An 18899-nucleotide genomic window follows, 5' to 3' on the forward strand; every position below is an offset into this window, starting at 1 on the left:
TCTCCCTCCGGGAGAGGGTTAGGGTCGGGCTTTTGATCGCAGATCACTGCGCTTTTCATGATCTGCGTTCGACGCGATATTCCAGGTCGGCGTACCTCGACCAAACAACGCGATCAGTTCCCTCTCCCTCCGGGAGAGGGTTAGGGTCGGGCTTTTGATCGCAGATCACTGCGCTTTTCATGATCTGCGTTCGACGCGATATTCCAGGTCGGCGTACCTCGACCAAACAACGCGATCAGTTCCCTCTCCCCTCCGGGAGAGGGTTAGGGTGAGGGGCTTTTGATCGCAGATCACTGCGCTTTTCATGATCTGCGTTCGACGCGATATTCCAGGTCGGCGTACCTCGACCAAACAACGCGATCAGTTCCCTCTCCCCTCCGGGAGAGGGTTAGGGTGAGGGGCTTTTGATCGCAGATCACTGCGCTTTTCATGATCTGCGTTCGACGCGTTATTTCAGGTCGGCGTACCTCGACCAAACAACGCGGTCAGTTCCCCTCTCCCCTCCGGGAGAGGGTCAGAGTGAGGGGCTTTTGATCGCAGATCACTGCGCTTTTCATGATCTGCGTTCGACGCGTTATTCCAGGTCGGCGTACCTCGACCAAACAACGCGGTCAGTTCCCTCTCCCTCCGGGAGAGGGTTAGGGTGAGGGGCTTTTGACCTGACTAATGCAGTACAATCCGCCCCCTTCTCAACTCCCCCAAGGATCACTCATGTCCGGGCTTGAACTGTTTGCCGCTGCCCTCGGTGTCATCGCGGTGTGGCTGACGGTCAAGCAGAATCCGTGGTGCTGGCCGATCGGGCTGGTCATGGTGTTGCTCTACAGCTGGATCTTCTTTGAGGTGAAGCTGTATTCGGACATGTTGCTGCAAGTGATCTACGCCGCGCTGCAGATCTACGGCTGGTGGCAGTGGACCCGCGCCGGGACGATGCATGACGGTCGCCAGGTTACCCGCCTCGATGCACGCTCGATTCTGCTCGGCCTTGGCTTTGGAGCGATCGGCAGCCTGTCGCTGGGCGCGGCGATGGCGCACTGGACCGACGCCGCACAGCCGTGGCTCGATGCCGCGCTCACCGGTTTCAGTCTGGTCGCGCAACTGTGGATGGCGCAAAAACGTCTGCAATGCTGGGCGCTGTGGTTCGTCCTCGATGTGATCTTTGTCGGCCTGTTCATCTATAAAGGCCTGTACCTTACCGCCGCGCTCTACGCGCTGTTTACCCTGCTCGCCGTGCAAGGCTGGCGGGAATGGCGTGCCGATCCGGCGTTGCGCACATGAAAGTCGTTGTTCTCACCGGCCCGGAATCCACCGGCAAGAGTTGGCTGGCGGCAGGGTTGGAGCAGCGTTTCGGCGGCGTGCGCGTTGATGAATATGTTCGTCGGTTCATAGAAGACAACCCACGCGACACTTGCCTTGCGGATATCCCGGCCATTGCCCGGGGTCAGGTGCAATGGGAAGATCAGGCGCGCGCAAAACAGCCCTCCCTGCTTATTCTCGACACCCACCTGCTGAGCAACATCCTCTGGAGCCAGACTCTGTTTGGCGACTGCCCGGCCTGGCTGGAAACCGAGTTACTGGCGCGCCATTACGACCTGCACCTGCTGCTGTCCCCGCAACAGATCGACTGGACCGAAGACGGCCAGCGCTGCCAACCGGATCTTGCGGATCGAGTGACCTTCTTCGAGGCCACCCGCGCCTGGCTAATCCAGCATCAACAGCCGATACAAATCATCGAAGGCAATTGGGCCGAACGCCAGACACAAGCCTTTGCGGCGGTCGAGCGTTTGCTGTCCAGATAAGCCGCCCGGCGGCTTTTAACGCAAAACTGTCCGTTTTTGAAACACTCCCGACCGCGCAAAAGCCCCGCCCAAGCGTCATTCATCATTGCGTCACGTGATCTGTTACGCCGATGAAACACCTCGGCGCAAACCCCTGTTCCAGAGCTTTCCGGCGCCCATTGCCCCTCAAGCGATCCGCCCTGTGTCTCAGCGCTGAAACAGTGCCCGCAACAGGGAACTTCCCAAAGCATGTAAGCCGTTGAAATAAAAAGATAATTCAAAACCGGCACAGCTTTCGCTCTCTCCTTCACAACGCTGAATAACCCAGCCCACTGAAGAAGGAATTGCAGCCGTGGGGAAATTCAATAAAGGCCTGACCTGCCTCCTGCTGATCGGATCAGCCGCCAGCGCTTTGATCAGCGTCAGCGCCCAGGCTGAAGGCAACGGCGTGATCGTCCTTAACCGCGACGTTCAACCCATCGCGATTGGGCGCAATGGCGGCAAAGACCCCTATCCGACCACGGTCAACGCCAACCCTTCGGCGCGGATCAACCAGACCCTCAGCAGTACCGAACTCACTGACGGTGATTTCGCCAGTGTCGCCAGCGGCTCATCGATTCGCGGCAACATGACCACGCCAAGCTCCAACCTGCCCGGCATGAACACCCTGACCAATCAGAACGGCCTGCCCGGTATGCGCACTGGCAGCGGCGGTGGTTCTGGCGCCTCGATCTCCAATACCGTCAACCGGGCGATGAGCACCGGGCTGGCGCCTCTGACTCGTATGGCCGGAGGCCAATGACATGAATCGCACCCTGCTGCTTCTCGCCCTGCTCGGCTGCACCAGCGCCATGGCCGATTCGGCTTCAGTCAACAAGGCAAACATTCAGGATTCCGGCGCTCAGTATCGCGGCAACTTCAATGTCAACCAGGCTGCCGGTGACCAGATGCAACAAGCCAACACCAAGGCGATTGCCATCGGCACCGAAGCCCATGCCACTACCAGCGTCAGGCAGACCATCGACACGCCCGCCAGCCGCGCCATCGACGCGAGCGCCAACATCGGCGGCAACTCTTTCAGCAATGGCAACGGCATCCTCGGCGTGAACCAGGGCGCCGGTGCCAACAACCAAATGGCCAACGTCACGCGCGTCAGCATCAGTGCCGGCCCGCAGAGCGTTGACGACAGCGCCCTTTCACAACAGAACGTGGCGTTTTTACCGAGCTCAGGAGCAACTGGTACCTCAATCGGCAGTCGCCAGGTCACGACAAGTGATCAGGCCTTCACCGGCAGCCGCGGGGTAATCCAGGTGAACCAGAGTGCCGGGGTGGGGAACCGCATGGCTAACACCCTGAGCATCCGGGTCGCAGACTGACCCAAACAAAAAGCAGTGCAATTAGAAAAGTCCCAACACTTAACCAACTAATAAGCACGACGGAGAAACAACCATGAAACCTACAATGGCTCTCAAACCACTGGTTTTCGCACTCGCAGCAGTGATGGCAATGGCAGCACAGGCTGGCGGCCGTGGTGACAACGACGGTCATGGTAACGGGCACGGCAATGGTCACGGCCAGCCACAAGGTCCGAATCTTGAACAACTGCTGCAGATCACCGCAGGCGCCGGCGCCGCTGTACTCGACGCACAAAACAGCGACGGCAACGTGGTGAAAAACCAGGGCACCCTGAACAACGCCAATGCCAGCGACTCGCTCAACGGCTCCAACGGCAACATGGGTGCCAACGTGGCGGGCGGCGACGGCAACCAGCAGGACAACGCTGCTGCACTGGCCACCGCTGACGAAAGCTTCATCTTCGGCAATGCTGTTGCCGCCTCGAGCGCGACTCAGGTGAACAACAACAACTATGTGAAAAACTCTTCCACCTTCAACAACGCCAACCTCACCAATACTGGTAACAACGGTTCCGGCAACATCGGCATCAACGTGACCGCCGGCAACTTCAACCAACAGAAAAACAACCTCGCCATCGCCGTTTCCGGTGGTCGTGTAGCGCAGGCTGCCGCCTCTGCCAACCAGTCCTCGACTGGCCTGGTCGTGGAAAACAAAGGCGTGCAGGCTTACAAAACCGACACCCTTACCGGTACTTATGCAGCCGCTGGCGTGTTCAAAGCCAAAGGCACTGCGACCATCGAAGACGACAACGACCATGGTGGTTGGGGTAACCGTGGCGGCGGCCATGGTGGCAACGATGATCAGAAAGCCAAGTTCGAAGCCGTGGGTACTTTTGGCCTCGCTGGCGTCACCACCCAACAAGTGTTGACCAAAGATGGCTGGAAAACCCCTGCCGTCAACAACGCCAACATGACCAACTCGATGAACAACTTCTCCGGCAACGGCGGAGCCAACGTCTCGGCGGGTGTGGGCAACCAACAAAGCAACTCGCTGTCCATCGCCGCAGGTTGCAAAGCCTGCATGTAATCGCGATCGAAACGAAAGCCCCGGCAACGGGGCTTTTCCTCGGTTCCACAAGGCGTATTCGATCATGCGGACTCCTGCCCTCCTCGCTCTGCTTTGTCTGTGCGGCCTGACTCAGGCGGCCCAGATGCCCGTGGCTGCCCTGCCGGGTGGCGTGCTGGTTTACAAGGACGTGCAAAGCATTCGTGAGCGCAAGTTTGCCGACATCGTCGAACAGAAAACCGACTTCAGCTGCGGCGCTGCTGCACTGGCGACGGTCCTGCGCCAGGCCTATTGGCTCGACGTCGATGAGGAGCACATCATCAAAGGCATGCTGGTCAACGCTGACCAGGACCTGGTGCGAACCCAGGGTTTCTCCATGCTCGACATGAAGCGCTACGTAGAAAGCATCGGCATGCGCGCCCGTGGCTACCGGATCCCGCCCGAGAAACTCGAAGCGGTGACCATTCCGGTGGTGGTTCTGATGGACATTCGTGGTTACAAGCATTTCGTCGTCCTGCAGCGTTCGGACAAGGATTGGGTCTACATCGGTGACCCGGTTCTCGGCCACAAGCGCTACAAGCACGACGACTTTGTCAAAGGTTGGAACGGCATTGTCTTTGCCATCGTCGGCCCCGGTTACGACAAGGCCAACGCCTTGCGCAGCCCTCCGGTGCCGCTGACGGCGAAGAACTCGCTGGACAGTTTCAACCCGGTCAAAGATGCGGAATTGATGGATTTCGGGTTCATTCAGAGCGACTTCTTTTAATCGCCGAGTTAGAGAATGGGACTGGATGTCCCGGGAGCAGCAGATGAAAAGCTCATACTGGCTGGCCGCCGCCTGCCTGGCAGCGAGTGCGTCAGGTTTAGCCCATGCCGGATTCAAACCCATCGAAATCAAGGACCAGGAGCTCGCCGAGCTGCGCGGTCGTTACGTCATGCCGGGGCGGATCATCAGCTTCGGCATTGTCATGAGCAGCACCTGGCGCAACGCCAGCGGCGACTTGATCGGGGCCGCGACCTCGATGCAGATCCAGGCCGCAACCGTCAAACCGGAATTCTACGTCTCGACCATCAAGGAGTCGGGCAACGGCAGCGCCCTCACCGCAGGCACCGGCAGCGTAATCGGTGGCGCCGGCCTCAACAGCAGCCAGGGTGTGACGCAAAGCGTACGCGCCGCCGGCGATGGCAACACCGCCAACAACAACGTCGCGATCAACGTCAGCGAAGCCAGTCAGGCCCCGGCACTGGTCCCGTCGCAAGGCCAGGCCCTTATCGCCGGACAAACCATTACTGGCAGCAACGGCGCCGGCAGTGTCGCGGTTTCAGCCAATGGCGGTGGCGTGCAAATGGCCATTCAGGCCAGCGGCAATCAAGGCACGGCACTGCAACAAGTCGCCCAGGGCGGGCTGCTGCAGAACACCCGATTGCTGGGCAGCGCCAACGTGGTCAACAACCTTACGCAACTCAACGTCGTACTGAACAATAACGGCAGAAGCGCCGGTGCACTGGATTGCAACCTGACCCAACTCGGGGCCCTACGCAATATCGGATATTGAACTACGCTGAGTCTCGATCATTGGGCTTAAAGGGACGGCTTATTCATGTATCGATCAGTATCACTGCGTGCCGCAGTGTGTTTGAGTACCCTTCTCCCGGCGGCAATGCTGCAAGCAGCACCCGACGCCGATGTAGAAGCCCTGAAACGGGAACTTCTGGAACTGAGACAACGATACGAACAACAACAACAAGCGCTGGCGGTACTTGAACAACGGGTCCGCCAGGTAGAAGAAACACCCGCGGCCCCACCGCCAAAACGACTGGCGAAATCGCCGTCCGACATGAAAGGCAATCGCGTCGCCGCCGGAGCCGCCACAGGCACCGGTGCGGCCGCTGCATCGGGAGGCGCCGCCGGGGGCAGTGGCGCTTCCTATGGCCAATCGCTGGCCGATGATTCACAACCGGCGCAGAGCGTTTCCAACCTGTATGACGAAGCCAGCGGTTTCTTCGGCGGCGGCAAGTTCAGCGTGGAAACCGGCCTGACCTATTCGCGCTACGACACCCGCCAGTTGATCCTCAACGGTTTCCTTGCGCTGGATTCGATTTTCCTCGGCAACATCAACCTCGACCGGATCAAGGCCGACACCTGGACCCTGGACCTCACCGGCCGCTACAACTTCGATAACCGCTGGCAGTTCGACCTGAACGTGCCGGTGATCTATCGCGAGTCGACGTATCAATCCGGCGGCGGCAACGAGGGCGCGGCTGGCGTAACAACAGAAGAAACCGTCACCAAGGATCCAACCATCGGCGACGTCAACTTCGGTATCGCCTACAAGTTCCTCGACGAATCGGTCAACACCCCGGACGCCGTCGTCACCTTGCGCGTCAAGGCGCCGACCGGCAAAGACCCGTTCGGCATCAAACTGCGCCAGACCGACGCCAACTCCAACCTGTTCGTCCCCGACACCCTGCCCACCGGCAACGGCGTCTGGTCGATCACGCCGGGTATCTCGCTGGTCAAGACGTTTGACCCGGCGGTGCTGTTCGGCAGCCTTTCCTACACCCACAACCTCGAGGAGTCGTTCGACGACATCAGCTCGACGGTCAATCAGAAAAACCCGGGCAAGGTTAAGATTGGCGACAGCTTCCAGATCGGCGCCGGTATCGCCTTCGCGCTCAACGAGAAGATGAGTATGTCGTTCTCGGTCTCCGACCTGGTGCAACGCAAAAGCAAGCTGAAACAGGACGGCGGCGATTGGGAATCGGTAGTGTCCAGTGATGCCAACGCCGGTTACTTCAACGTCGGCATGACCATCGCAGCCACCGACAACCTGACGATCGTGCCGAACTTGTCGATCGGCATGACCGATGATGCCCCGGACTTTTCGTTCAGCCTGAAATTCCCGTATTACTTCTAAAGCAAAGCAAAAGATCGCAGCCTTCGGCAGCTCCTACAGTTCGTGTAGGCGCTGCCGAAGGCTGCGATCCTTTGACGTGTCGGCTTTTCGCTGCTGGTGCAACTCGCGACCACTTATCGGAAATACGTCCGCACCTGTCAGATCTGACAGGTGCGCCCTACCGCTGAATCCGCTTACATGACTCCAGCGCCTCGCACCTTGCAACAGGCCGTAACGGAGCATCGACATGAACCAGACGCCGGATGAAAACCGCATTCTCGCTCTAAATCCACCCTTTGTTTTGAAACAGGCCGTTTTGAAGGATGGGGGCTACGACGGTGGCATTTCGCTCGAGACCGTCGAAAATGATTTGCTGATCATCGTAGATCCGTGGGTAGGGATGGCGATGTATGACAACTGTAAAATGTATTTTGATGGCGTCGAAGTTGGGACAATTCCGGTCGATGAAAGCAACTTGAATAAGCGGCTCGAATTCAAAGTCCCCAAGGGTCAAGTCACCAATGGCGAAGCACTGATCGTTTACACCGTACAGCGCTTGGGTCAGGACCCGGTTAGCTCCGAGCCGGTACGGCGTGTGTGGGTCCAACTCACACAACCAGGTGGCACCGATAGCGACAGCGAAGAAGGCAACTCCGGCCTGATCTATACACTTAGTCCGGATCCGTCCAATGGCGTGAATGAGGATTTGGCCCAGCGGGGAATCCGCATGAACATCGTACCCTATGAGAACATCGCCATCTTCGACACCCTTCGGTGCCGTTGGGGTGATCAGGTGGTGACGTACTACCCGGTCACCAGAGAGCAGATCGACGATCCGGTCAACCATCCGATCTTCGCCACCTTCACCGAGGACGTCATCAGGGCGCAAGGCAACGGCAACAATATCGAAGTGAGCTATCAGGTCGTCGACCGGGTGGGTAATCTGCCGGATCCGAAGGCGCGGTGGGCGAAAATCACTTACGTCTCGGTGGATCTGAACAATCGCTTGCCGGCGCCGACGATCTGGGTCAACGGCCAGAACGTCACCACCATCGACCTGAAGGTACTGGGCACGAGCGACGCCGCCGCCCGGGTTTACTTCACAGGCGCCGACTACCAGGCTGGTGACAAGGTCGTCCTGACCTGGGCCGGTACGACGTCTGGAGGACAGCCCGTGACCGTCGGCCCGCTGGAAAAAACTGTCGACAGCGTGCCCGGCCATCACGACTTCCCGATCCCGAACGACAAGATCACAGCGATCGTCAACGGTTCGGCCAAGGTCGGCTTTCAGCTGCTGCGCACCGGCGCACCTGCGCGCCCCTCCAATGACATTGTGATCGCGGTCACCGGCGAAGCCAGTCAGTTGAAACCGCCGACGGTTGTGCAGGCGCCCGATTACAGGCTGAACCCGAATCTGCATCAAAGCGGATTTACCGTGGTGTTTGACACTTCGACGTTTGGCGCCAATCACGAAGTGCAACTGGAAATCGCCGGCAGACCCGGCGCCGGCTCAGTGCCTCCCCAGCACAAGCCGGTGGCGGGACAGTCGAAAGTGCAATTCGATATCGATTCTTCTATCACCGGGGCAAATCTGCAGCGCAGTGTGGAATTGAAATACAACTTGATCGTCAATGGCCAGCCGACGCCTGTGCAGAGTGTGACGTTGGCGATTGGCGAGCTGCTGCAATCGAGCATGCCGATGCCGAAACTTGAGGGTTTTGATGGTGAGGTGCTGGATGTTGGATTGATCGAGGATGACACGAAGGTTTTGTGTAGTGCCTGGCCGTTTCAACGGGCGGGATTATTGATCTGGTTAAGGTACGTGGAGACGTTCGCGAGTGGTGGAGAGCGCGTCAAGGAGCAGTTTGTCGGGGCGGCGCATGAACAGGGAGCCGGGCTTGATTATTTGGCCGAGGTGGAGTGGTTGCGCGAGTGTAAGGCTGATTCGAAGTTGGCTGTTGTATTGAAGGTGGGATTGCATTCGGGGGCGGTTGAGGGTGAGGCCGTGGCGTGTCGGGTGAGGAGTTATGGGGTCAAGGCTGGGTTGGATGATTTGACTACGTTTGATAACTATCATTGGAACCATTGGGCAGTCCAATATGGAGAGGGCTCCCATCCAAGAATTTCCTTTATTGAAAATGAGTATTTTCTTGAATCAGTACCTGGCCCACAGGTGCGCAGTGCCATTCAGATCGTCAAGAGTTTCCAAGAAGTTGAAGAGGGCGACCAATATGAGTTGAGTTTTGATTATAAAAACACAGAACTGTGCGTTGTAATATTCAAGCAGAATAATGAAAAAACGCAGCTCAACGTACCCAGCTCTATGCTTTGGCAGTCTCAAAACTTTCGTTTTAATGCCGCAAAATACGAGACGCCAAAAACATTAATGTTATACCTTTATGTGGGGGGAGTTGTGGCGCAAACACGTATCAAAAATATAAGGTTGCGGAAATTTTAAAATCCAATCCTATTATGAAGCAAGATCAAACGCACTATATTGGATGTTTTGTGTGACACCCTAACAAAAACAATTGCATTTATATTCTGATTCTTGCACTCACCTAATCTGATGCTTATGCAACAACCGATAAAAAGTAGGCCGCGAAACCCCTAAAACTTTCGCGGCCACACTTAAATTATCACTGTGCCGATTCAACACATCACACAACGCCTGCCGTTCCGCCCGGGTCTTGTAGTCTTCCAGCGTGCCCATCGGCGTTGCGATCGAGTGCTGACTGATCAACCCCAAATCCCGCGCCTCGATCTGGCGGCCCTCGGCCAACACCAAGCCACGCCTCACCCGGTTAGCCAGCTCGCGCACATTGCCCGGCCAGTCGTGCTTGCCCATGGCAATCAACGCATCTTCGCTGAAGCTTCTTGGTCGGCGCCCGGTTTCGTGGCTGTAGAAGTGCGAAAAGTGGTTGGCCAGCATCGACAGATCGCCATGACGTTCACGCAACGGCGCTGTGACCACTTGCAGGACGTTCAGCCGGTAATAAAGGTCTTCACGAAAGCGCTTCTTCTCGATTGCTGCTTCCAGGTCAACGTGGGTTGCGGCCAACACGCGCACATCCACCGGTATCGGCTGACTGCCCCCTACCCGTTCAATATGCTTTTCCTGCAGAAAGCGCAGGAGATTGGCCTGCAATTCCAGCGGCAGGTCGCCGATTTCGTCGAGGAACAACGTGCCGCCATTGGCCGCTTCGATGCGTCCGACCTTGCGCTGGTGCGCGCCGGTGAACGCGCCTTTTTCGTGGCCGAACAATTCTGACTGAATCAAATGCTCGGGAATCGCCCCGCAGTTGATCGCTACAAAAGGTTTGTTGTGGCGCTGGGATTGGCGGTGCAAGGTGCGCGCGACGAGTTCCTTGCCGGTGCCGCTTTCGCCGCGAATCAGCACGGGCGATTCGGTCGGGGCCAGTTTGCTCAGCAGTTTGCGCAGTTCGCGGATCGGCTTGCTGTCGCCGAGCAGTTCGTGCTCCGGCTGATCGACATGAATCGTACCCTGCCCGCGCAGGCGTGCCATGCCGAAGGCGCGGCCGAGGGTGACCTGTACGCGGGAAACGTCGAAGGGCAAGGTGTGGAAATCGAAAAACCATTCACAAACGAAATCGCCGACGTTCTGCAAGCGCAGGACTTCCTGATTGAGCACGGCGATCCACTCGGTGCCGCTGCGGCTGATCAGCTCTTTGACGGCTTCGGGTCGTTCCAGGTGGTAGGGCTGCAAACGCAGCAGGCCGACATCGCAGGCCCGGGATGCGGCGTTTTCCAGATTACAACTGTCGACATCCCAGCCTACGGCGCGCAATCCGGGCAACAGGCGATAACAGTCGTCGCAGGGATCGACCACCAGTAAACGTCTCGATGCAGGAGCTTCGCTCATGACTGTTCCTTGGCGCCAAATTTGATAAATGATCGTAAAAACAGTCATTTGGCAGACCCGGTTGTAACACTAGCAAGATTTTGACGGGGGCTTGTACCGATTGCTTATAGGCTGGGTATTAAAAGAGTTATAAGAAAGTTGGTTGTTAGTTAGCTATCGACTATTTGCGGTGAATCAAAGAGCTGCCCCTCACCCTAGCCCTCTCCCGAGGGAGAGGGCTAGGGTGAGGTATACGCGAGGTCAGCCGATCTGAAAGACCGAGCCGAACTCCAGTTTGAAAAGCCCACAACTCGGCTCCCTCTCCTCGGGGAGAGGGCTGGGGTGAGGGGTGAATTCAGCGCGGTGTTCGGACATGTGCAGGTTTAACGAAACGAACTTACGTTATGTAAAGAATCTGAAATTTCTTTGTTTCACTTGTGACCCGCCCCCCGGTTGCGTGCATCAGTACAAGTAACCAGCCGCACGGTAAGCCCAACCGACGGCACATCATTTGATTGGGCGCCAATAGAGAGAAGACCCCATGACTGCCCCGCTGCGTATCAACGAAGCTCTTTTGATTGCCAACCACGCGTTCAAGCCTTTTCAATGCGTTGCCTGGGCGCCACAAGACGGCAATGGCGAACTGAGCCTGACCGTCGTCGACCGCACCAACTCCCACATCGGTCGCAAACAGATCCCGAGCAGCGCCTACTCTGACCCGGCGCAACTCGAACAACTGCTGCAGCAGGCCCGCGCCGAGCTGAGCGAAGACGGCCACAAGTTGCAATCGTGGTCGATGCCACACTGATAACCGAACAAGGGCGGATGACGTTAAAGTCATCCGCCCTTGTTGTATGCGTAGTCAAATAAGCAACGTACTTGCAGCGCAGTTTCATCCAAAGTACTTGGCTCGCTTGCGACTGGTTCAACAAGACACTGTTCTGGCACAGTGCGACCGTCGTCTGTTTATTCGTCCAGTTGTACTTCTCGCGGTTCAGGGATTGAATGTTTCGCTCGTGCAGTAAGCCTCCCAACCACTGGGTATCGGCTCAGGCACAAGGAGACGCGTGCATGTCCACCATGAGCCCTTACGCGCTGCCTACTGCATGGGCCGCCCCCGGTTCGCTCGACCCGACATTCGCCATTGGCGGTGTTGCGCAGGTGTACTTTGCCGGCAGTTTGTCCAGCCAGACCCAACATGTCACGCTCGATGCACAGGGTCGGATTCTGGTCGCCGCCAAGGTCGGTACATCCAAGGGGAGTCGTTTTGGCCTCGCGCGGCTGCTGGCCGATGGGTCGGCGGATTTGTCGTTCGGCTTTCAGGGCAGCGTGATCGGCAGTTTCATCGAGGGTTTCGAAGCCAAGGCCGGCAAGGTTCAGGTGTTAGCCGACGGCAAGATTCTGCTGGCCGGCCTGCATTATGAAGACACCCAATGCACCCTGCCCGCCCTCGCCCTGTTCGATGCCAACGGCCAGCCAGACCGATTCTTCGGCGATGACGGTTTCCAGGTGGTGCGACTGCCCGGCGAGCTGTCCATGGGCACCCGCGACAACTGGTTGCCGCCGGGCGTGCCGGGCGTCGAAGCCTGTGACTTTGTGGTGCAGGAAGACGGCCGTATTCTGCTGATCGCCAACCATCATTTCAGCCTTGCCGACCACGCCGGCATATTGATCCGCCTGCAATCCGATGGCCTTCTCGACGAATCATTCAACGGACGCGGATTTGTAGTGGTCCGCCACCTGCTGCTCAATACCTGGCTGAGCACGCTGTTGTTGAAGGAGGGTGGGCGCATCGTCGTCGCAGGTTCCATCGACTTTCCTCAGCAAGGCCTGCTGGCGGTGTATCGGCCCGATGGCAGCCTGGACGAGCGCTTCGCCGTCGATGGCTTCATGGCCTTCAAGGCTCACGGCAACAGCGCTCAGGTCAGCCAGATTATTGAGTCCGACGACAGGCTTTATTGCTTCGGCAGCAGCCGCGATCCAATCCGCTGTTTGACGTTTGTCCTGCACGCCAACGGTCGACCGGACCTGCACTGTCATCATGGCCAGCCACAGGTGTTGGACATCGGCCCCAGCGGATGCCAATGGAACGCCGCCCAGCAAATGAGCGACGGCCGCATCGTCGCCTTGGGCGCGACCATCGGCGGAGTCGAAGCTGACTTCATGGTGGCGCGCTATCAACTCGATGGCAGCCTTGATCCAGCGTTCGGTGAGGGCCATGGCTGGTTGCGCACGCGACTGGGGCGAAGTCTCGATACCGCCAATTCACTGACCGTACATACTGACGGGGCGATTGTGGTAGGTGGCTATTCGCTGGATGGCAACTACCGAGCAATGGTTGCGCGTTATCTGAATCCATAGAGCATTCAACAGAATCGAGGTTATCGGCGACTTGATCTTCCTTGAAACATCCGGCAACTTTCGCGCTTCTAAATAAAAGGAGCAGCCGATGTCCGGTTCAATCGCCCAGGCGTTCGCGCACAACTTCCTCGGGCAATCGCCACGCTGGTACAAGGCGACCATCGTCGGTTTTCTCATTCTCAACGCCGTGGTGCTGTTCACCGTCGGGCCGGTCGCCGCAGGCTGGTTGCTGGTGATCGAATTCATCTTCACCCTGGCCATGGCCCTCAAGTGTTATCCGTTGATGCCTGGCGGCCTGCTGTTGATTGAAGCGTTGCTGTTGAAGATGACCACGCCGCAAGCGCTTTACGATGAGTTGCTGCACAACTTTCCGGTGATCCTGCTGCTGATGTTCATGGTTGCCGGCATCTACTTCATGAAAGATCTGCTGCTGCTTCTCTTCTCGCGGCTCCTGTTGGGCGTGCGCTCGAAAGCGATTCTGGCGCTGATGTTCTGCTTCTTGTCAGCGTTCCTCTCTGCGTTTCTGGATGCGCTGACCGTGACGGCGGTGATCATCAGTGCGGCTGTCGGCTTTTACTCGGTGTATCACCGCGTCGCGTCGGGCAATGATCCGCGCAAGGACAGTGAATTCGCTGACGATGAGCATTTACCGTCGCGACACCATGAGGACTTGAATCAATTCCGCGCTTTCCTGCGCAGCCTGTTGATGCACGGTGCGGTCGGCACAGCGCTCGGTGGGGTTTGCACCTTGGTCGGTGAGCCGCAGAACCTGCTGATCGGTCATGAGATGGGCTGGCATTTCGGTGAGTTCTTCACCAAGGTTGCCCCGGTATCGCTGCCGGTACTGGTGGCGGGTCTGGTTACTTGCGTGCTGCTGGAGAAGCTGCGCTGGTTCGGATACGGCACGCTGCTGCCGGACAACGTCCGCGCTGTGTTGGCCAACTACGCTGCCGAGGACAACGCCAAACGCACACCTCGTCAGACGGCGGCGCTGCTGGTGCAAGGGGCGGCGGCGCTGATCCTGATTGGATGCCTGGCGTTTCACTTGGCTGAAGTTGGCCTGATCGGGTTGATGGTAATCGTGTTGATCACCGCGTTTACCGGGATCACCGACGAGCATCGTCTGGGCAGCGCGTTCAAGGACGCCATGCCGTTTACTGCACTGCTGGTGGTGTTTTTTGCCGTGGTGGCGGTCATTCACGATCAGCATCTGTTCGTCCCACTGATCGAGTGGGTCTTGGCGCTGCCGATGGATCAACAGCCGGGCATGTTGTTCATCGCCAACGGCTTGCTCTCGGCGATCAGCGACAACGTATTCGTTGCGACCATTTACATTACCGAAGTGAAACAGGCTTTTCTCGCAGGGCACATGACTCGCGAGCACTTCGAGACATTGGCGATTGCGATCAATACCGGCACCAACCTGCCGAGCGTGGCGACACCGAATGGTCAGGCAGCGTTTCTGTTCCTGCTGACCTCGGCGATTGCACCGCTGGTGCGGTTGTCATACGGGCGCATGGTGTGGATGGCGGTGCCGTATACCGTGGTGATGGGACTGCTGGGCTGGTATGCGGTGAGCTATTGGCTCTAAGCAACACTGAATAAACCTGTGGGTTACCGGGGTTTGCACGCGCCGCGAAAACCTGTGGGAGCGAGCCTGCTCGCGAAGAGGTCGTGTCAGGCAACGAATCTGTTGAATGACACACCGCCTTCGCGAGCAGGCTCGCTCCCACATTGGTTTTGGTGTTGGGTCAGTGCGTGAGGATGTATTTCTCGATCGCCAGGACCACGCCGTCTTCAGTGTTTGGCGCTGTAACGACATCAGCCTGGTGCTTCACCGCCTCTTCCGCCTGGCCCATGGCAATCGAAAAGCCAGCGCATTTGAACATCGCCGGGTCGTTGCCGCCGTCGCCGATGACAGCGGTTTGCTCCAGCGGCACGCCGAGGTATTCGGCGATGGTCGTCAGTGCCGTGCCTTTGTTGGCCTCAAGCGCCGTAACGTCGAGATACACCGGCTGCGAGCGCGACACTTGCGCCATGCCGTTGACCTTGGGCAGGAGCTGCGCCTCCAGCTCAATCAGCAACTCAGTGTTGTTGCTGGTAGCGACGATCTTGTCGATGCGCTCCAGATACGGTTCAAAACTCTCGACCACCACCGGCGGATAGCCGAGGCCACTCTGTTCACGCGGCACCATCGGCCCGTGCGGGTCCTTGAGCAGCCAGTCGCCGCCGCTGAACACCCAGATTTCCACCTCCGGTTGATCGGCAAACAGTGCCAGTGCGATCAGCGCTGTGGTCGCCGGCAAATAATGCGCAGCCAACAAAGTGCCGTCCGGTTTGACGATGGTGCCGCCATTGAACGCCGCTGTCGGCAGATCAACGCCTAGCGCCTCGATCTGCTGCAACATGGCTTTCGGCGGACGGCCACTGGCGAGGCTGAACAGCACGCCGGCATCGCGCAGCGAGCGCACGGCTTCGATGGTGCGTTGGTTCAGCGTGTGATCCGGCAGCAACAGTGTGCCGTCCATGTCGCTGAGCAGAAAACGTATGGGTTGTTTTGGCAAATCACTCATCCCAGGCCGTGCCAGACGCGACCATCGCGAGTCAGCAGATCTTCGGCGGCTTGCGGGCCATCTTCGCCGGCCGCATACGTCTCGATGCTGGCGTCCTGCTGCCAGGCATCAAGGAAAGGCTGCACGGCTCGCCAACCGTTCTCGATGTTGTCGGCACGCTGGAACAGCGTCTGATCACCGGTCAGGCAGTCGTAGATCAAGGTTTCGTAGCCGGTGGAAGGCTGCATCTCGAAGAAGTCCTTGTAGGCAAAGCCCAACTCGATGTTCGCCATATTCAGCGCCGGCCCCGGGCGCTTGGCCAGCAGGTCGAACCACATGCCTTCGTTTGGCTGGATCTGGATGCGCAGATAAGTCGGCTGCAACTCGTCGACTTCGGTGTCGCGGAACTGTGCGTACGGCGCTGGTTTGAAGCAGATGACGATCTCGGTGTCGCGCACGCTCATGCGCTTGCCGGTGCGCAGATAGAACGGCACGCCGACCCAGCGCCAGTTATCGATCATCACCTTCAGCGCCACGTAGGTTTCCGTGGTGCTGTCGGGCGACACGTTGGCTTCTTCGCGATAACCCTTTAATGGCTGGCCATCGCGCTCGCCGGCACTGTACTGGCCGCGCACCGAGTTGGCCCGGGCTTCTTCCGTCGACCAGGGACGAATCGCCCCGACCACTTTGGCCTTCTCGCCGCGCACCGCGTCAGCGCCGAAAGCAGCCGGCGGTTCCATGGCCACCATGGCCAACAGCTGGAACAGGTGATTGGGCACCATGTCGCGCAGTGCGCCGGTGTGTTCGTAAAAGCTGCCACGGGTTTCCACACCGACAGTTTCCGCCGCAGTGATCTGCACGTGGTCGATGTAATGATTGTTCCAGAACGCTTCGAACAGGCTGTTGGAGAACCGGCTGACCAGGATGTTCTGCACGGTTTCCTTGCCCAGGTAATGGTCGATGCGGTAGATCTGCTTCTCGCTCATGACCTTGAGCAGGCACGCGTTCAAGGCTTCGGCGGTGTGCAGATCGGAGCCGAACGGCTTCTCGATCACCACTCTTCTGAACGCTTCGGGGGTTTCTTCCAGCAAACCGGCGCTGCCGAGGCGGCGCACCACTTCACTGAAAAAACGTGGCGCGGTGGCCAGGTAGAACACCGCATTGCCGGTGCCGCTGTCGGCGATTTTCGCCGCCAGGGCTGAATAGGTGCTGTCGTCGAGGAAGTCGCCCTGGACGTAGCTGATGCCTTTGGCGAGCTTGGCCCACAAGACCGGATCAAGCATCTGATCGCCCTTGCCGACCTTCGCCGCCACTTCGGTACGGATGAAGTCTTCGAGCTTCTGCGCAAAGGCTTCATCGGTAATGGCGTTGTGATCAACGCCGACGATCCGCAGGTTTTCGTCGAGCAGACCGTCGCGACTGAGGTTGTACAGCGCCGGCATGAGCAGGCGCTTGACCAGGTCGCCGTGGGCACCGAACAGGAACAGCGTGGTCGGTGGTGCGGGTTCTGCCTTGGATTTTCTGCGGATCGTACGGGTCATTTTTTCGCGGTCTCCACGTGGCCGCCGAAGCCGAAGCGTTGTGCCGACAGGATCTTGTCACCGAAGGTGCCCTGCCCGCGCGAGCGGTAACGGGAGAACAGCGAGTTGGACAGCACCGGTACCGGCACCGCTTGCTCCATGGCCGCTTCGATGGTCCATTGCCCTTCGCCGCTGTCAGCCACGGAACCGGAGAAACCGTCGAGCTTCGGATCACTGGCCAGTGCGTCGGCAGTCAGGTCGAGCAACCACGACGACACCACGCTGCCACGACGCCAGACTTCAGCGATATCGGCCACGTTCAGATCAAATCGCTGATCTTCCGGCAAACGTTCGCTGGATTTGGTCTTGAGAATATCGAAGCCCTCGGCGAACGCGGCCATCATGCCGTACTCGATGCCGTTGTGAATCATCTTCACGAAGTGCCCGGCGCCGGCGGGACCGGCGTGGATGTAGCCATGCTCGGCGCGGTGGTCATCGGACTTGCGATCCTTGGTGCGCGGAATGTCGCCCATGCCCGGCGCCAGTGCGGCGAACAGCGGATCGAGACGCTGCACGGTTTCGGCATCGCCACCGATCATCATGCAATAACCGCGTTCCAGGCCCCAGACGCCGCCGGAGGTGCCGACGTCGATGTAGTGCAGGCCCTTGTCGTTCAGCGTTTTGGCCCGGCGAATGTCGTCCTTATAGTTGGTGTTGCCGCCGTCGATGATGGTATCGCCGGGTTCGAGCAGTTCGCTCAGGGTGTTGATGGTGTCTTCGGTCGGCGCGCCAGCCGGCAGCATGACCCAGACAGCACGCGGCTTGTCGAGGCCGGCAACCAGTGCTGGCAAGTCGGCGACGCCGGTGGAGCCCTCGGCGACCAGGTTATCGATGAAAGCGGTATTGCGGTCGTAAACAACGGTGGTGTGCCCGTTGAGCATCAGACGTCGCGCAATATTGCCGCCCATGCGGCCCAGTCCAATAATCCCGAGTTGCATGTGCTGATGCTCCTTACTACAAATAAATGTGTGTCATTGGTTATAGCCCAACGCGACTGATGGAGGTTAGTCCAGAGCGTTGCGATGAAGTTTCCGGGCATTGTGCCCGATCCAGAGTGATAACGCCCCGAATCCTGCCGAAGACACACCGACCATGAAAAATAAAAAAGTTCCCTTCCAGGGCAAAAGAAATCAAAATTGGCGCCGATAGTAAGTCAAGCGCCTCAAAACGAGGAGTGACTTACAGTTGATGCACGCCATTTGCGAGGTGAGCAATGGGCACAGTACATACAGCAATGCCGCCACAAACCCTCTACGTTACGATCCGTCGCGATGAATTGCGCCAGTTGAAAGACGAGCGCGACCAGTTGAAGCACGAATTGGCGCAATTGCGCGCATTGACCCAGGGCTCGCAGCCGCAACCGCGTCCGGTTGTGCAGCGCGCACCCCACGCCTGATCCCCGCCTGCTTCGGGAACGGCCCTCGTCGTTCCCGACACGTTGCACCTCTGAC

Annotated in this window: 17 protein-coding genes; 13 read left to right on the forward strand and 4 right to left on the reverse strand. The window is 58.4% G+C overall.

Annotated elements, in window-relative coordinates; all coding sequences use genetic code 11:
* The first annotated feature begins 711 nt into the window (after positions 1-711).
* The 9 genes from pnuC (at position 712) to AB4N48_RS10985 (ending at position 9551) form a co-directional block, all read left to right on the forward strand.
* Entirely contained in the window at positions 712-1275 is a 564-nt protein-coding gene (pnuC, locus tag AB4N48_RS10945) for a nicotinamide riboside transporter PnuC (RefSeq protein WP_236168847.1), read from the forward strand.
* Positions 1272-1796: an AAA family ATPase gene (locus tag AB4N48_RS10950; protein WP_236168848.1), complete on the forward strand. Its 525-nt coding sequence runs from the start codon at positions 1272-1274 to the stop codon at positions 1794-1796. Before pnuC ends, AB4N48_RS10950 begins: the two co-directional genes overlap by 4 nt.
* Positions 1797-2127: 331 nt before the next feature.
* Positions 2128-2577 (forward strand): hypothetical protein, encoded by a 450-nt coding sequence (locus tag AB4N48_RS10955; protein ID WP_150742105.1) that lies wholly within the window; start codon positions 2128-2130, stop codon positions 2575-2577.
* Position 2578: 1 nt separating this feature from the next.
* Positions 2579-3151, forward strand: coding sequence for a hypothetical protein (locus AB4N48_RS10960; RefSeq protein WP_041479691.1), 573 nt, complete (start codon positions 2579-2581; stop codon positions 3149-3151).
* A gap of 73 nt (positions 3152-3224) precedes the next feature.
* Positions 3225-4217, forward strand: coding sequence for a heme utilization protein (locus AB4N48_RS10965; protein ID WP_460095422.1), 993 nt, complete (start codon positions 3225-3227; stop codon positions 4215-4217).
* Positions 4218-4281: 64 nt separating this feature from the next.
* The gene (locus AB4N48_RS10970; RefSeq protein WP_024012915.1) at positions 4282-4962 is read left to right on the forward strand and encodes a C39 family peptidase; all 681 of its coding nucleotides are present in this window, start codon (positions 4282-4284) and stop codon (positions 4960-4962) included.
* Between the two features lie 43 nt (positions 4963-5005).
* Complete coding sequence (locus AB4N48_RS10975) at positions 5006-5752, forward strand: hypothetical protein (protein ID WP_041479693.1); 747 nt, start codon at positions 5006-5008, stop codon at positions 5750-5752.
* 45 nt (positions 5753-5797) lie between these two features.
* A complete protein-coding gene (locus tag AB4N48_RS10980; RefSeq protein WP_041479694.1) occupies positions 5798-7114 on the forward strand; it encodes a hypothetical protein in 1317 nt (438 codons plus the stop codon).
* Between the two features lie 226 nt (positions 7115-7340).
* Positions 7341-9551, forward strand: coding sequence for a hypothetical protein (locus tag AB4N48_RS10985; RefSeq protein WP_460095423.1), 2211 nt, complete (start codon positions 7341-7343; stop codon positions 9549-9551).
* Between the two features lie 99 nt (positions 9552-9650).
* On the opposite strand, the gene AB4N48_RS10990 is transcribed toward AB4N48_RS10985, so the two are convergent.
* Positions 9651-10976 carry a sigma-54 dependent transcriptional regulator gene (locus tag AB4N48_RS10990; RefSeq protein ID WP_041479695.1) on the reverse strand — a complete coding sequence of 442 codons (1326 nt, stop codon included), beginning with the start codon at positions 10974-10976 and terminating at the stop codon, positions 9651-9653.
* 520 nt (positions 10977-11496) lie between these two features.
* Between AB4N48_RS10990 and AB4N48_RS10995 the strand changes: the two genes are divergently transcribed.
* The 3 genes from AB4N48_RS10995 to nhaB all read left to right on the forward strand — a co-directional run bounded on the left by AB4N48_RS10995 (position 11497) and on the right by nhaB (position 14907).
* Positions 11497-11763 carry a hypothetical protein gene (locus tag AB4N48_RS10995; protein WP_016774677.1) on the forward strand — a complete coding sequence of 89 codons (267 nt, stop codon included), beginning with the start codon at positions 11497-11499 and terminating at the stop codon, positions 11761-11763.
* 263 nt (positions 11764-12026) lie between these two features.
* Entirely contained in the window at positions 12027-13316 is a 1290-nt protein-coding gene (locus AB4N48_RS11000; RefSeq protein WP_460095425.1) for an NHL repeat-containing protein, read from the forward strand.
* Positions 13317-13404: 88 nt separating this feature from the next.
* Positions 13405-14907, forward strand: a complete 1503-nt coding sequence (nhaB, locus tag AB4N48_RS11005) for a sodium/proton antiporter NhaB (RefSeq protein WP_460095426.1) — start codon at positions 13405-13407, stop codon at positions 14905-14907.
* A gap of 160 nt (positions 14908-15067) precedes the next feature.
* Here nhaB and AB4N48_RS11010 read toward each other — a convergent pair whose 3' ends face one another.
* Genes AB4N48_RS11010 through gnd form a run of 3 tightly spaced genes read right to left on the reverse strand, consistent with a single transcriptional unit; the run spans position 15068 to position 18386 of the window.
* Positions 15068-15889: an HAD family hydrolase gene (locus AB4N48_RS11010; protein WP_460095427.1), complete on the reverse strand. Its 822-nt coding sequence runs from the start codon at positions 15887-15889 to the stop codon at positions 15068-15070.
* Positions 15886-17409, reverse strand: coding sequence for a glucose-6-phosphate dehydrogenase (gene zwf / locus AB4N48_RS11015; protein WP_460095428.1), 1524 nt, complete (start codon positions 17407-17409; stop codon positions 15886-15888). Before zwf ends, AB4N48_RS11010 begins: the two co-directional genes overlap by 4 nt.
* The gene (gnd, locus tag AB4N48_RS11020; protein ID WP_095179978.1) at positions 17406-18386 is read right to left on the reverse strand and encodes a phosphogluconate dehydrogenase (NAD(+)-dependent, decarboxylating); all 981 of its coding nucleotides are present in this window, start codon (positions 18384-18386) and stop codon (positions 17406-17408) included. The genes zwf and gnd overlap by 4 nt, the downstream gene beginning before the upstream one ends.
* A 275-nt stretch (positions 18387-18661) precedes the next feature.
* Between gnd and AB4N48_RS11025 the strand changes: the two genes are divergently transcribed.
* A complete protein-coding gene (locus AB4N48_RS11025) occupies positions 18662-18844 on the forward strand; it encodes a DUF6026 family protein (protein ID WP_016774671.1) in 183 nt (60 codons plus the stop codon).
* Positions 18845-18899: the final 55 nt, after the last annotated feature.

This window comes from Pseudomonas sp. S2_C11 (genome assembly GCF_054668395.1).

Bases quoted from the DNA above. Each gene is read 5' to 3' on its own strand.
- pnuC (WP_236168847.1), top strand. From the start codon at position 712: ATGTCCGGGCTTGAACTGTTTGCCGCTGCCCTCGGTGTCATCGCGGTG.
- nhaB (WP_460095426.1), top strand. From the start codon at position 13,405: ATGTCCGGTTCAATCGCCCAGGCGTTCGCGCACAACTTCCTCGGGCAA.
- AB4N48_RS11010 (WP_460095427.1), bottom strand. From the start codon at position 15,889: ATGAGTGATTTGCCAAAACAACCCATACGTTTTCTGCTCAGCGACATG.
- gnd (WP_095179978.1), bottom strand. From the start codon at position 18,386: ATGCAACTCGGGATTATTGGACTGGGCCGCATGGGCGGCAATATTGCG.
- AB4N48_RS10985 (WP_460095423.1), top strand. From the start codon at position 7,341: ATGAACCAGACGCCGGATGAAAACCGCATTCTCGCTCTAAATCCACCC.
- AB4N48_RS10965 (WP_460095422.1), top strand. From the start codon at position 3,225: ATGAAACCTACAATGGCTCTCAAACCACTGGTTTTCGCACTCGCAGCA.
- AB4N48_RS11000 (WP_460095425.1), top strand. From the start codon at position 12,027: ATGTCCACCATGAGCCCTTACGCGCTGCCTACTGCATGGGCCGCCCCC.
- AB4N48_RS10990 (WP_041479695.1), bottom strand. From the start codon at position 10,976: ATGAGCGAAGCTCCTGCATCGAGACGTTTACTGGTGGTCGATCCCTGC.
- AB4N48_RS10980 (WP_041479694.1), top strand. From the start codon at position 5,798: ATGTATCGATCAGTATCACTGCGTGCCGCAGTGTGTTTGAGTACCCTT.
- AB4N48_RS10970 (WP_024012915.1), top strand. From the start codon at position 4,282: ATGCGGACTCCTGCCCTCCTCGCTCTGCTTTGTCTGTGCGGCCTGACT.
- AB4N48_RS10975 (WP_041479693.1), top strand. From the start codon at position 5,006: ATGAAAAGCTCATACTGGCTGGCCGCCGCCTGCCTGGCAGCGAGTGCG.
- AB4N48_RS11025 (WP_016774671.1), top strand. From the start codon at position 18,662: ATGGGCACAGTACATACAGCAATGCCGCCACAAACCCTCTACGTTACG.
- AB4N48_RS10995 (WP_016774677.1), top strand. From the start codon at position 11,497: ATGACTGCCCCGCTGCGTATCAACGAAGCTCTTTTGATTGCCAACCAC.
- zwf (WP_460095428.1), bottom strand. From the start codon at position 17,409: ATGACCCGTACGATCCGCAGAAAATCCAAGGCAGAACCCGCACCACCG.
- AB4N48_RS10950 (WP_236168848.1), top strand. From the start codon at position 1,272: ATGAAAGTCGTTGTTCTCACCGGCCCGGAATCCACCGGCAAGAGTTGG.
- AB4N48_RS10960 (WP_041479691.1), top strand. From the start codon at position 2,579: ATGAATCGCACCCTGCTGCTTCTCGCCCTGCTCGGCTGCACCAGCGCC.